Below are 15,564 nucleotides of genomic sequence, written 5' to 3'. Positions count from 1 at the left end.
TGTATTAAAACGAAACTTGTAAACCTAACTGAAATGTTCTTGGTGTTGGGTAAGACCCTTCATCAATACCGGTATTTAAAACCGCTCTACCGTTTGAACTTCTTCCGTTTCTACCTACCTCAGGATAGTATCCTGTATAATCTGTTATGGTAAATAAATTTGTTGCAGAAAGATATAGTCTAGCCTTAGATAATTTAACTTTATCCAATATGTCGCTAGGAATTGAATATCCTATTTGTGCATTTCTTAATCGTAAGAAAGATCCATTTTCTAAATAGAAATCTGACATTCTTCTGTTAAAACCAGGGTCTGCCTGTGTATTTCTAGGAATGTTTGTATTTGTATTAGATGGTGTCCAAGCATTTAATGCATCAGCAAAATAGTTACCATTGAAATCAAAATAACCTCTATACTTTGTACCATTTAATATTTTGTTACCAGAAACACCATTAAAGAATAAGTTTAAATCCCAATTCTTATATTCAGCTGATAAATTAAGACCATATTCAAAATCTGGAATACCTGACCCTAGTGCAGTTTGATCATCATCATCAATATCTCCATCGCCATCAATATCTTTAAATCTTAAATCTCCTGCTCTTGGATTTCCTTTTTGATCGTTAGCAGCAGTTGCTTCGGCATCAGATTGGTAAATACCATCTACTACCCAACCAAAGAAAGAACTCACTGGACGGCCTGGTGTAATCTCTAAACTATTAATAGTATTAGATGTAAAAGACCCTTGAACCAAACGTGTGCTACTTCCTAATGATGTAACCTCATTAGTAATTGCCGCAAAATTAGCTGTTGCAGAGAAACTTAAATCACCTATATTATCTCTATAGGTTGCTAAAAATTCTAATCCTTTATTCTCTATGGTAGCAATATTCTGCGGGAAGTTATTACCAAATCCTGAATAAAATACCGGAGGTGCACTTAAAAGAATGTCTTCAACTTCATTCTTAAAATAATCCATAGTTACACTCAACTTACCATCTAAAGCATCAAACTCTAAACCAAAATTTATAGTTTTTGTAGTTTCCCAACTTATAAGTGGATTTACCATTCTAGTAATAGCGTATCCAGTCTCTCTCTGCTGGTTTTCTCCTAAAATATACTCACTAAAAAAGTCAATCACGAAATCTGTTTGGTAGGCATTTACATTATTAGACCCTACCTCTCCATAACTTGCTCTAAACTTAATGTTAGTTAAATCATCAAAACCTTCCATAAATGGTTCATTACTTACATTCCAACCAATAGCTGCAGATGGGAAGGTAGCATCTCTAAATCCTTCTTTAAATAAAGACGATCTATCTTGACGAACAGAGGCTGTTAATAAATATCTATCAGCAAAGTTATACTTTAATCGTCCTAAATAAGAATGAATAGCTGTGGTAACATCATTTGATGGTACTTCCACATAAGTTTGAGCTGCTGATGCTACTCTAATATCATTATTAGGAAAATCTCTCGCATCAACACCTAATGATCTGGAGTGTGTTTTTTGCTCCGTAAAACCAGCTATTAAATCAATATTATGATCACCAAAGCTCTTATTGTAGTTTAAAGTATGTTCAACTAAAGTTGAAGTAAAGGTTGTATTTGTTTCTTGTAATCTAGATTGATTATCGTTACCTCCATTACCTACAATTACAGGCACCAAAGGTGTAAACGTATAATTATTAGCATTAAAATGATCTAAACCTAAATTAATCTTGTACGTTAGACCATCAATAATTTCATAAGACATGGCAATGTTACCTAAAAGTGAGTTTCTTGTATTGGTTCTATCTTGTTCAGCTGCCCAACCTAACTCATTTATTATAGTTCCTTGTCCGTAAAAAGTACCAAGGGTTCCAGATACACCTCTTGCATCTAAATCAGACGTACTCCAATTTCCATCATCATCTTTTAGTCTAATAGTAGGCAGTAGGTTTCTTTCCTTATTAAAATAATTATTAGGATTATTAACTGTTCTTGTAAGACCAATAGTATTTTCCAACTTGAATCTCCCTTTAGTAATTCCAGCGTTTGCTCTTAATGTTTGTCGTTTAAAATCTGAAAATTTTACAATACCTTCATTTTCAAACTGAGTGAAAGACAAACTGTAATTTGTATTCTCTCCTCCACCTGTTACTCTAACGTTTGTATTTTTAACTTCAGCAGTTCTCAAAGATTCGTCATACAAATTACTGCTGTAACTTGGGTCAAATTGCGAATCATTAGCAGGATATCTAGCAGAACCATCATTATCATTAGCTCTATTAACAATTTGAACATACTGATTTACATCAGCCCAATCAAAGGTGTTAATAACTTTCTGAACACCATAACTAGTATCTAATGAAATGTTAATTTTTCCTCCTTTACCCTTTTTAGTTGTAATAATAACTACACCATTTGCAGCTCGAGACCCGTAAATTGCAAGAGCCGAAGCATCCTTTAATACAGATACAGATGCAATATCTTGTGGTGCAATAGAACTCATACTTCCAGTAATCATCCCATCTATTACATATAATGGTTCATTGTTTGTGAAAGAAGAAGCTCCTCTAATAAGAATATTAGATCCAGCTCCAGGTGCACCACCTTGAGATTGCACACTAACACCTGCAACACGCCCTTGTAGCGCTTGAGATGCATCACTGTAGGTATATTTCTCAATATCCTTAGATCCAACAACAGAAACTGCTCCTGTTAAATCTGATTTCTTTGCAGTACCGTAACCTATAATTACCACCTCGTCTAATTGACTAGCATCTTCGGCTAAGGTTACATTAATCTGGCTTCTGCCATTAATAGCTACTTCTTGGGTTATAAACCCTAAGTAACTTACAACAAGTGTAGCATCACCTGCTGCAGAGATTGAATAGTTACCATCAAAATCGGTTTGTGCTCCACTGGTAGTTCCTTTTACCAAGATGTTAGCCCCCGTTAATGGTTGACCTGATTCATCGCTAACAACACCACTAATATTTATGTTTTGAGCAAAACCAACCGAGACCCCGGCCAGTAACAATACTGCAAACATAAAAACGCGATGTTGACATTTCTTCTTAAGTAATTTTAATACTCTCATAAGCGTTTTGAAGTTTTAGTTATTTAATTTAGTTTGATAAGCTAGTTTAACTACTGAAATTAATCCTAAATGTTTTTTGATTTCTTCGGAATTTAAATCTGAAACATCAAGACACACTTTCGACATTAAATGCTCAGTCCAAAGTAACAGATTTGACTTTTTATCCTTTGGGAAAATATGTTCATTTATATGGACAATTAATTCAGAACCCTTTAAAATCAAGGAATTCCAAAATATTCGAAAGAATTCTTACAAGAAAAACGTTATGAAAATTACAGCGAAGGCTACACAATGCCATGGTAACTTATTAGAATAGAATTATAGGGAAATTGAAAAAAAAGAACGAGAATAATAGACCCAATACAGATATCTTATTGATCTTTCTAAATTATTGTTCAATATTGATTTGCATTAATCTTAAAGTATCATCATTACGTGCAAAAAGCACACCTTGTTGACCATCATTTCCTAGTTGAATTGTTTGTAGGTTTCTAATTTCACCTTTAACAAACAAACCGGTTGTACTTGTTGGTAATAAATTTAGGGCTCTTTTATCGTTAAATTTAATAACCGATCCAACCCCGGCGTCATTTCTTGGAGTTTCAACTTCGGCATTATATAAATTGCCGGCTGTTATAAAACAAAAGCTTGTTTCTTTTAAATCTATCTTTTGAAATGCATTAATAGATGTAAACTGAGCTTCTTTTGGTAATTTATGAAGTTTGTACTTACCATTGCCTTGATTCTCAATCCAAGAATTTTCAAAAACTGAAGCTTCGTAATGCAAAGATTGATCTAGCATAGCTTGTCCGTAAATATCAGCTAAAGATGCATCCGCAAATAATTCAAAAGTTTCAAAACGAACTGCAATAGCTGGTACTTGTTGAGAAGAACATTCTCTTCCTCTTAATGGTAATTGTTTTCCGTTCTTTTCATAACTCAAAACAATATCCATAGTACCGTTTTCATCAAAGTCATTAGCATACACTTCAAACGGTTTGTCTTTTTTAGCTTTATATTTATAGTTAAGCCCTAAATTTCCAGCTAAATAATCTGTATCTCCGTCTCCATCAACATCTCCTTTCTCTAAACCATACCACCAACCTGTAGATTCATTAAGCCCAATATTTTTGGTTACTTCTTCAAAATGTTTTCCTTTATTTTCAAAGAATCTTATTGGCATCCACTCACCTGTAATAATCAAATCTGTTTTACCATCTTCATTAAAATCATCCCAAAGCGCTGAAGTCACCAAACCAGCATCATTAAGTTCTGGCAGAATCTCGTCTGTTACATTTGTATATTTTAAAGCTTCTTCTTTACCTCCATCATTTCTTAAAATATAACTTTTAGCCGGAAAAGGATATTTTCCGGGAACAATACGCCCTCCAACAAATAAATCTAAGTCATCATCATTATCAAAATCAGCAGCAACAACAGTATTTCCACTAGATGTGATTTTTGGCATTGAAGAATCCGTTTTTACAAATCCAGATTTTGTATTTATATACAATCTGTCTTGGTAGAAACTTTCTGGCTTTGTAGCATCATTACCTCCATTAACTACATACAAATCATTATCTCCATCCTTATCTGCATCAAATAGTAAAGCCGCAGTGTCTTCAAATATTCCATCTGCTTCCCACGGGCCACTCATAACACTAAAAGACCCATTTTCATTCTGAATATACATTGAAGCAGAACTACCAGTTGCATTCCCAATAAAAAAATCTTCTAATCCATCACCATTTACATCTCCAACAGTTAATGCAGGACCGAAGGCTGAATTCTTGTGAGGCAACAATGGCTCCGTTAAAAAATCATCAAATATGTCTTCTTGATGCTTAAAACTAATACCAGATTCTTCTGTTATATCTTTAAATAATTTTGATTTTTCTTCAGTAGAACTATCTTTTCGATTAGAATCTTCAAACCGAATTTCTAATTCCTGATTAACGGCAACATTATTTAAACTTTGAACATTTCCATTGGGCCACATCACTTCCAATGCCTTAATATTAGAATCTCCTAAACCAAAATATAGCTTAGGCTCAACACTAGACTGAAATCCTCTACTTAGAGTCAGTTCTTGGAATTGTTCACCTTCATCCGTATTCAAAGTAACTCTAACTCCTAAACCAAAATGATTGTTTTCAGGTCCTTTAAATTTAACTTTTAAGTAATTCCGAGGAGTCTCATCATTGGTTTCATTTTCGAAAACTGATGCTACGTCACCCAAATTATTAATTACTATATCTAAATCGCCATCATTATCAAAATCCGCATAAGACACCCCGTTAGAAAAACCTTCATAAATCAAACCCCATTTTTTATTTGCTTTAGAAAAGTTATAATTCCCTTCGTTTTTATAAACATAGTTATCAATTGGTGTACTTGGGTATTGACGGTAATCTATAGACTTATTTAAAGCTGAAAAACCTTCCGCTTTAGTTCTTTCATTTATATCATTATTGTTCACATCTCGCTTCATGCCGTTAGTAACAATAACATCTTTTAAACCATCATTATCAAAATCTGCAAATAACACACCCCAACTCCAATCGGTTGTAGCCATACCTGCTAACCTAGAGATATTGCTAAAAATTGGTATACCATTATCTTCAACCCCATTGTTAACTTGCAATGTATTTTGCATGTACTGATAATGCAGGCCTAAATCTACACCTTCATAAAAGGTTTCTGGACTCATACTTGCCATATTAGTTTTTGCTCGTTTATAATCTTCAGGCGTCATATCTAACTGAACTAAATCGAGCAATTTATCATTATTGAAATCCGCTACGTCTATTCCCATTCCAAACATTGACGTTTGATTTGTAGCCTCTTTTACAATTTCTTTAAAAGTCCCATCACCATTATTTAAGTAAAAGTAATCTGGCACATTAAAATCATTTGATAGATATAAATCTTGCCAACCATCATTATTAAAATCAGAAGCAAGTAAACCCAAAGTCATTCCAAAATTATGAACGCCAGATGTTGTAGTAACGTCTGTGAAAGTGGCATCTCCATTATTCTTATAAAGATGACCAGAATCTTCAAACTTATTATCTTGCATCTTATCAAAATAAAATTGATTTCCTTGACTCACAGGCACAATAGGATAATTAGCAACAAAGACATCTAAAAGACCATCATTATTATAATCAAAAAAAGTAGATTGTATAGAATATGAGGCATCAGCAAGACCATAATTCTCGGCTTGTTCTGTAAACGTAGCATCCTGATTATTAATAAACAGTTGATTTTTTGTCTCGCCATATAAGCCCGAGACAGAAACATAAATATCTAACCACCCGTCAGCATTTACATCTGCCATGGTCACACCTGTATACCATCTGTCGTCTCCAGTAACACCTGCAGATTTAGAAATATCGTCAAACTGCATATTACCTTTGTTCACATACAGCTTATTATCAGTCATATTTCCGGTAAAGTAAATATCAGATAGGCCATCATTATTAATATCTCCTATAGCTACTCCACCACCCATGTACATATAGGGAAAAGTAAAATAGTTTAAGGTATCATTCTCAATAATATCGTTCGAAAATGAAACTCCAGAATCTTCTTTTGTTAAAGATTTAAAGGAAGTTTTTGAAGTGATTTTTGTTTCGGTTTCCTTTTTACAAGAAACTATTAAAAACGTAATACTTAATAAGAGGATTAACTTTTTCATTGTTTGATTTAAGTAGGACTAATTTAATCAATAGGTAATAAAAACATCATCCATTTGAGTAAAAATTATTTAGCATATGGACGTAAATTAACTCTTAAAAGATAGTTGTCTGCAGTAATAAATAAATATCGATAATCATCTGTAAACACACAGTTTCCTGTTGTTCTTCCAGTATTAATGGTTCCTATATGCTTTCCTTCTGGAGTAATAACAAGAATTCCATCGCCAGCAGCTACAAAAATATTTCCATGTTGATCTAGTTTAATACCATCCGGATTTTGTTTTGCTACACTAGTCTTTATAATCTCCCCCGGATTAAAAAATATTCTTTTATTTTTCACTACACCTGGTTTAATAATGTCATATGCCCATATTATTGGTCTCGGAATATTCGATTCAGCAACATAAAGTATTTTACCATTATTGGAAACTGTAACACCATTTGGTCTTTGCAAATCGCCATCCACTAATTTTAACTCTCCTTGATTACTTAAAAAATAAACGCCATTAAATCCGAGATCACTTTTTCCGTTTTTCCCTAAACCATACGGCGGATCAGTAAAATATAAATTATCATCTTTATCATAAAAAAGATCATTAGGTGAATTGAACTTTTTGCCTTTGTAATTTGAAATAATAGGTTCAAAAACAGGGCTTAACGAATCCTTTAAACTCACAAGTCTACTCACAGATCTACTACCATGCTGACAAAGAATTAAACCCCCATTTGCATCAATGGCAAGACCATTTGACCCTTTTTGGCCCCCTTCAGTAGTCTCGCCCGAATACCCAGAAGGTGTCAAATAAACACTTAAACCATCTAAATCATTCCATTTATAGACTTTATTTTCAGGCACGTCTGAAAAATACAAATTCTGTCCTCTAGGTTGCCAAACCGGACCTTCAGACCAATTAAAACCTTCTGCTACTAAATCTATTCTTGCATGTTTTGATATTATTGAATCTAATGCTGAATCTAATCTTTCAATATGACCTACTGTTGGGTATTTTTTTAAAGAATCAATTATACCATTAAATCTTTCCTTTAGAAGTTTTTCCTCATGAGAATTTGCTTCAATAGTAGATTCCTCTAAAACATCATCCTTAATATTATAAAATCTACCATCACCATAAAGCTTATAGTCAGTATTCATTACAAACTCTGCTGGATGAAAATGATCTTTCCCTGCTCCTGGTTTAGGATTATAACTCATGTAAACCCAATCTCTTCGATCTTTAGATTCTCCATTTAAGATTGGTAAAAAGCTTTCACCATCGGTTTGAAAATCATCTGGAATTTCAGCATTAGCTATATCCAAAATAGTGGGAAGAAAGTCTATAGCATCAATAAATTCATCAGTTTGTTGACCTTCCTTAATATGCCCAGGCCAATGCGCTACAAAAGGCACTTTAATTCCCGCCTGGGTAGTTAAACCCTTACCACCTTGAATCACTTTGTCACCCATTTTAGAATACAATCTTTGATGGGTACCATTATCTGAATAAAATAAAACGAGTGTTTCTTCTTCAATACCTTGAGCTTTAAGGTTATCTACAATCTTACCGACTAGTTTATCAGCATACTCCACCATATCGGCAAAGTATTTAGGTGCTTTATCCATTCTTCTTTCTTCGTCACTCCAAATATTACTATCCGGCGTTGGCGAAAACGGATCATGGGTTAAAGCCATAGGATAATACACGAAAAACGGTTTATCGTCCTGACTGTTTACATAGTCGTTTAAATAATCTACAAAAATATCAGGCCCGTATTTTCCATTGGTTGTATCTAAAAACTCACCATCTTGGTAAATCGTTGGATTTGCAAATCGAGAACCTTTATCTTCTGTATGACCAACATGCCACCCGCAATATTTATCAAAACCGGCATCACTTATTTTCATTCCGGTATCGCGTCTGTATTCTGATCCTGGATACTTAACCGGGTCATAACTTTGTAATTGCCATTTCCCCACTATACATGTACTGTAACCAGCATCCTGCATTAAATGACCAAAAGTTTTTTCTTCTGGATCTAAAATCCCAAAAGCAGTCCAATTTCTAAAATTATACTTACCTGTCATGAGCTTTACTCGGGTATTAGTACAAAGTGGTTGAGCATAGGCCTGATTAAATTGAATACCTGTTTGTGCCAACTTATCAATATTAGGCGTTTTGTATGAAGTTCCACCGTAGCTTCCAATGCATTCGAACCCCAAATCATCTGCCATTATTAAAATGATATTAGGCTGTTTATTTGCTTTATTTGATGAACAACCCAACAATAAAAGAGCAAATATTAAAGTTATTAATCTCATATATTATTTCTAAAAATTACCATTCTGTTATATTCTCGTCTTTAAGCCTGCAAATGCGAGCTTACCTATTGGACATTATTTTTAATGTTTAAACCAAACTGCACAAGCTCTATCTTCTAAATTATTAGGCTATTCATATTTTTTTACTTGCGCAATAAATTGAGCTGCTCTTTTCTTAACAGCTTCTAATTCAGCTTTACTTGTAACTGATTTTGTAAGCGCACCGCCAATACCAATACCTGCTGCACCAGCTGCTAACCAATCTCCCACCGTGTCTAAATCTATTCCTCCAACGGCTAAAAGTTTTACATGATTCAATGGTGCCTTTATAGATTTAAAATAATCTACACCCAAAATATCTGCTGGAAAGAGTTTTACAAAATCGGCACCTGCTTCAGCTGCATTACAAACTTCGGTTGGTGTCATAGCTCCCATTAAAACAGGAATATCATTATTATGAGCTACTTCTATAACTTCAGCATTCGTATTAGGCGTTACCAAAAATTGCGCCCCAGCATTTGAGGCAACTTTAGCAATTTTAGAATTTATAACTGTTCCCGCCCCTATTAAAACATTGGGGTATAATTTTCTTGCTTTCGAGATTTCTTCTGCAAAACCCGGAGTATTAGAAGTCACTTCTAAAATCTTAATACCAGATTCAACTAAATTCTTAATAACACCAGCAACTTCATTTTGATGTTGTAACCGAATTACAACAACCAGTTTCTCTTGCTCAACAATCTCTACAATAGTTTCTCTATTCATAAAGTTTTAGGTAAATAAAGTAGAGACCTACCAGTTAGTAAGTGATCCATCCTTACGTTTCAACCTAGGTATTTCAATAGGTTTAAAACCTTGTTCTATGGCCAATTCTTCATTAAACTCAACACCTAACCCCGGTTCTGTAGGCACTGGGTAACGTGGTCCTGCCAATTTTGGTTGTACCGGATAATATTTAGGATCGTTTGTTGACACATGTGCCCCAGTATTGACTTCTTCTAACCAGCTAAAGTTTGGACAAGCAGCAGCCACATGAATAGTAGCGGCTGTACAAATAGGCCCTAACGGATTATGTGGCATTAAATCTATATAATGAGCTTCTGCCAAAGAAGCAACCTTCATAGATTCTGTAATACCTCCAACATTACAAACATCAATACGAGCATATTGTGTTATGTTCCTTTCAATAAATGGTAAAAATTGCCATTTACTGGAGAACTCTTCACCAATAGCAAAAGGAATGTCTATCATTTTTCGAAGACTTTCATAAGCCTCGGGGTTTTCATCTCTTATAGGTTCTTCTATAAAATCTAAAGTTCCAGGTGGCATACGTTTCATGAATGAATATGTTTCCGCAGCGGTTAATCTGGTGTGATAATCAATTCCTATAGTGACTTTTGAACCTACTTCCTTCCTTAATGTTACCATCCATTCTGCTAACATAGCGATAGAATTCCTGGGTTCAAAAAGTGTAATATCATCTTGTGCTTCAAATTCGGCCGGTGCCAAACGCAACATGTTCCATCCTTCTTTAACCAAACGCTTTGATTGCTCTAACAATGCATCCAAAGTTGAAAATCGAACCGAAGCAAAACACTCAACAAAATCACGTTGCTTTCCTCCTAATAATTCGTAGACTGGAACTTCTAAAGCTTTCCCCTTTATATCATGAAGTGCAATATCAATGGCAGAAATAGCGGCTGTTAATACACGTCCGCCTTCAAAATATTGCCCTCTATACAAGTCTTGCCAAATGGCACCAATTTGCATTGGGTTTCTACCAATAATTAATGGTCTGTAGTGATCTATAGCTCCAATAACTGCTAACTCTCTACCAGACAAACCGGAAGCACCCCATCCATGTAAACCAGAATCGGTTTCAATTTTTATAACTAACTGACTTCCTGAACCTATGTTAACAGGAAAAGTTTTAACTGCTGTAATTTTCATGTGTAAACTTATTTCTTTGGAACAATGCGTTCTACCTTTCCAACTAAAAATGTATAAGAGAAGAACCCTAAAAAGGCAATAGCTGCAATAAATATTAAAGCAGGACTAAAATCGCCATCTTTTACAAGATACCCAATTACAATTGGAATAACAATACCTGATAACCCACCAATAAAATTAAAGGCACCACCAACTAGTCCTAAATTTTCCTTTGGAGCAATTAAAGACACAAATACCCAAGCAATACTTGCTAAACCAGTCCCAAAAAAGGCTATTGCTAAAAACAATATTATAAAAAAGGTGTCGTCTGTATAATTAGCGCCAATGATACATGTTGATAATAGCATTCCTATAATGATGGGTGCTTTTCTTGATATTTCGTTTGAGACTCCTTTCTTTATTAAAAAATCAGAGGTGAAACCAGATAATAGAACGCCAACAAAAGCCGCTAAAAAAGGTAAGGATGCTAAATATCCAGATTTAATAAAATCTAATCCTCTAAACTCTACCAAATAGGTTGGGAACCAAGTTAAAAAGAACATGGTAGTCGCTCCTAAACAGAATTGACCCAAATATATTCCCCACAGTTTTCTGTAAATAAATGCTTGTTTAAAGTCATCCCAGGCAAACTTTTTCTTTTCATTATCCTTCACTTTTGAACCAACAAGCCCACCACCTTTCTCAATATATTCTAACTCTGATTCACTAACAGATTTATGGTCTCTAGGATCTCTGTAAAAAATGTACCAAATAGCCGCCCAAACTAATCCAATAATACCTGATACAACAAATAAGCCTCTCCACCCTAAAGCATTTTGAATAAGTGTAAGTATTGGCATTAAAAAAGCTAATCCTAAAAATTGACCAGATGTATAAATACCAATAGCAGAAGCTCGCTCTTTTTCGGGAAACCATCTACTTACCACTAGATTATTAATTGGATACGAAGGCGCCTCAAAAACCCCAATACTGGCTCTTAATCCTAATAGAACAATGAAGGAATTTATTAATCCTTGCAATAATGTAGCTATAGACCAAAAGGTTAAAAGAAAGGCATATAATACTCTTGATTTGATCTTATCGGCCACAATACCTCCAGGAATCTGTAAACAGGCATAAAACCATCCAAACGCAGAAAACACGTACCCCATTTGAACGGTGTCAATTCCAAGTTCCTGCCTCAAGGCAAAAGCTGCTACTGAGATATTTGTTCTGTCAAGGTAATTTATTACAACGGTTACAAATATCATTGCTAAAATATTATACCGTTTACGCGTCTCTGGTTTTCTCATATTTAATGCCATTCTAAACCACTTAAAAACTTTTTTTTTAAATTCTTTGGTCTGTGCCAAAGTACTTTTCTTCAGCCAAACCAAATATATATATTAACGCATACAGGTACATCATATCAACAATAGATTGACCAGATATTACCCCTAAAATCTCATATTTTACAACATTAAAGCGATTAAAATAGCAAAAACAAACAGCACCTCAAACTTAAAGAACATATGTTTCATCTTTGAACTCATTTGTTTTCATTTTTAAAAAAATAAAATAAGACCTTTAGTCCTCAACTAAACTAAACATATTATGACTCGTATTTTATCCCTCACAGTAGTCTTCTTTTTTGCATTATTTTTCAAATCGAATGCCCAAAGTTTACCTTATGGATTTCCAGATACAGACCGAACAAAAATAAGTCTGAATCAAGATTGGAAATTTCATTTAGGTAATCCTGAAGCTAAAAATTTCGTAGTCGATTTAGATGATTCTAACTGGGAAACAGTAAGCATTCCGCACACTTTAAAATTAACCTCGTTAACGCTTGATGGCTTAAATGATGAAAAAACACAATTGGTTTTTCACAGAGAGGTTGGTTGGTACAGAAAAACCATTCCCATAGCAAACTCCAACAAAAAAGTATTCTTAGAGTTTGAAGGTGTTCATCAAGTTACCGACTTATGGATTAATGGTAAACACATTGGGCAGCATGCAGTTGGTGGCTACACACCCTTTCATTTTGACATTACAGATTTTGTTGAAAAAGGAAAAGACAATCAAATAACTATTTTAGCAGATAATAGACGTAACGAAATGGTGCCACCGGATCCTGGACCATTTGATTATGTTAAATTCAGTGGTCTTTACAGAGATTTGTATCTAGTAGAAACAAATCCTGTGCACGTTACTTTTAATTGGGAAACCCTTAATTCCGGTGTTAGTATAACTACCCCAACAATTGATATCATTAACAAAAATGCCGTAGTATCGGTAAAAACATCGGTTAAAAATGAAACTACAAAATCTACAAAATGCCAACTTCTTACTCGAGTTATTGATAAAGATGGTTTGGTTGTTTTAAAGTTAACAAATGAAGTTGATATTTGGCCAGGACAAGAATTTCAATTCAATCAAATTGGAAGTTTAGAGGATAATGTAAAATTTTGGGGAATTGATAACCCGTATTTATACAGAGTAAATAGTGTTGTAATTGTTGACGGAAAAGAAATCGATTTTGTTGAAAATAAAATAGGGCTTAGAAAATTTGAACAAGATCCAATAAGAGGTTTTATTTTGAATGGCGAACCTATTGAATTAATTGGCTCTAACCGTCATCAACAATATCCATATTTAGGTGATGCCGTTCCAAATGCACTACATTATAAAGATATGCTTCAATTTAAAGAATATGGTTGGAACATTATGCGAACCGCTCACTACCCCCAAGACGATGCGTTAATAGAGGCTTGTGATGAATTGGGTATTTTAGTATACGAAGAAGCACCTACTTGGATATCTATTTCTGATAAAGGAGTTTGGTGGGATAATTTGGAAAAATCAGCTAGAACCATGGTGCGTAACCATAGAAACCATGCATCAATAGTTATGTGGGGTGCAGGCGTAAATCATAGAGGGTATGTTCCTAGAGTTCATAACACCATCAAACAAGAAGACCCTACGCGTTTAACAGCTTCACAAGGAGCACGTTGGACCGGGTGGCAAACATCTGGACTAACAGATATTAATGCTAATATGCTTTACGGGCCATTCCTTTGGGATAGAAGTGAGCCTATTTTTGCAATGGAAGGCGGTCGTGGAGCAGCTGCTGTGGCTCCATATAAAAAAGACCCGTTAATGACAGGGTTAATTTCGTGGACGGCCCATGCCTATTACACCTTTCATCCTACTCATAGTAGAGCTAATGATAAAAGAGACCGTACAAGAAGTGGTATGATGACCATTTTTAGAGATCCAAGACCTTATTTAGAGTGGTATAAAGCTGAAATGCTAGAAGAACCATTTATTAACATTCAAGAAGAATGGGTTCCTGACGCTAAAAAAATTACTGTCTTTAGCAATGCAGATGAAGTGGAGTTAACTTTGAATGATAAATTAATTGAACGTCTGAAACCAAGTAATGACACTATTTATGACGGTTTAGACCATGCACCTTTTCATTTTAAAAATATTGATTACAAATCTGGAAAACTAGTTGCTAAAGGCTATTTAAAAGACGGAAACACCATCGAAACCTCTAAAAAAACTCCAGGAAAACCTTATGCTATTCATTTACATTTAGATACTGAAGGACGTCCGTTTATTGCCGACGGAACAGACATATTAGTTGCCTATGCCACAGTAGTAGATAAAAATGGAACTCCAGTTTTTGATACAGACCATCTTATTAAATTCTCAGTTAAAGGAGATGCTTCTGTAATTGGTGATAATGCTGATATTAATGCTAATCCTATGTTTACAGAATATGGTGTTGCTCCTGCTTTGATAAGAGCTGGAAATAGTGATGAAGAAATAACAGTAACCGCCAAATGTAAAGGATTAAAATCCGCCAGTGCCTCAATAGCATTAGCTCCTTATGACAGGAATGAAATTCAAAAAAATGCCGAGGCCATTTATGATTTCAAAAGTGAACGTGTAGATCTTGGTGCACCTGATCAATTATTGCAATTTGGTTGGCAACCTTGGTATGGTACCGATGAAGCTGAAAATGTGTATTCATTCCAAACTTTCAAAGGATCAAAAGCTAAAATCGTGAAAGGATCTGATGATGGGATAACACGCTGGTTGGGAGAAATGAATGTTATAGGTAAATATGGATATGCTTACGGAGAAGGGCTCCTTGCTATAGATGATAAAGGTGTAAATTTAGTATTTGATAACCTTCCAAAAGGCACCTATAAATTAACTACATGGCATCATGCTCCAAGTAGTAATTCAGATTCTATGGATCCTAATAAAGAGAAACTAAAGTCAGTAACCATTCATAAACTACCATATGAAAAGTCAATAATTGTTGCATCTGAAGCATTGGTTGGTGATAAACAAGTTGATGTTCAGGTGACTGATGGTAAGCAAATGCAGTGGGAGGCTCCTGGAATGGGAGTAATAGAATTTATTTCTGATGGAATTTCTCCAGTGACAATAAACTTTAAAGGTAAAGGCAATAAAGGTATATGGCTGAATGCTTTTGAATTAAGTGAATGGAAATAATT

Annotated in this window: 7 protein-coding genes; 1 reads left to right on the top strand and 6 read right to left on the bottom strand. The window is 34.5% G+C overall.

Features of this window, described 5'->3' with window-relative positions; all coding sequences use genetic code 11:
• Window positions 1-4 precede the first annotated feature (4 nt).
• From FUA22_RS01790 to FUA22_RS01765, 6 genes are all read right to left on the bottom strand, one after another.
• Entirely contained in the window at window positions 5-3,082 is a 3,078-nt protein-coding gene (locus tag FUA22_RS01790) for a SusC/RagA family TonB-linked outer membrane protein (protein ID WP_147765991.1), read from the bottom strand.
• Window positions 3,083-3,470: 388 nt separating this feature from the next.
• Window positions 3,471-6,782, bottom strand: a complete 3,312-nt coding sequence (locus tag FUA22_RS01785) for a VCBS repeat-containing protein (RefSeq protein ID WP_170309818.1) — start codon at window positions 6,780-6,782, stop codon at window positions 3,471-3,473.
• 65 nt (window positions 6,783-6,847) lie between these two features.
• Window positions 6,848-9,100, bottom strand: coding sequence for a sulfatase-like hydrolase/transferase (locus FUA22_RS01780; protein ID WP_147765989.1), 2,253 nt, complete (start codon window positions 9,098-9,100; stop codon window positions 6,848-6,850).
• Between the two features lie 129 nt (window positions 9,101-9,229).
• Window positions 9,230-9,865, bottom strand: coding sequence for a bifunctional 4-hydroxy-2-oxoglutarate aldolase/2-dehydro-3-deoxy-phosphogluconate aldolase (locus FUA22_RS01775; RefSeq protein WP_147765987.1), 636 nt, complete (start codon window positions 9,863-9,865; stop codon window positions 9,230-9,232).
• Between the two features lie 27 nt (window positions 9,866-9,892).
• Window positions 9,893-11,050 (bottom strand): mandelate racemase/muconate lactonizing enzyme family protein, encoded by a 1,158-nt coding sequence (locus tag FUA22_RS01770; RefSeq protein WP_147765985.1) that lies wholly within the window; start codon window positions 11,048-11,050, stop codon window positions 9,893-9,895.
• A gap of 8 nt (window positions 11,051-11,058) precedes the next feature.
• Window positions 11,059-12,342: an MFS transporter gene (locus FUA22_RS01765; protein WP_241664732.1), complete on the bottom strand. Its 1,284-nt coding sequence runs from the start codon at window positions 12,340-12,342 to the stop codon at window positions 11,059-11,061.
• A 301-nt stretch (window positions 12,343-12,643) separates the two neighbouring features.
• On the opposite strand from FUA22_RS01765, the gene FUA22_RS01760 reads away from it, so the two are divergent.
• On the top strand, window positions 12,644-15,562 hold the full coding sequence (locus tag FUA22_RS01760; protein ID WP_147765979.1) for a glycoside hydrolase family 2 protein: 2,919 nt from the start codon (window positions 12,644-12,646) through the stop codon (window positions 15,560-15,562).
• Window positions 15,563-15,564 lie beyond the last annotated feature (2 nt).

This window comes from Seonamhaeicola maritimus, from assembly GCF_008056315.1.
In the GTDB taxonomy this organism is placed as follows: Bacteria; Bacteroidota; Bacteroidia; order Flavobacteriales; family Flavobacteriaceae; genus Seonamhaeicola; species Seonamhaeicola maritimus.
The sequence above is the reverse complement of the archived record's forward strand: the minus strand, read 5'-3'. Positions and strand labels throughout refer to the sequence as shown.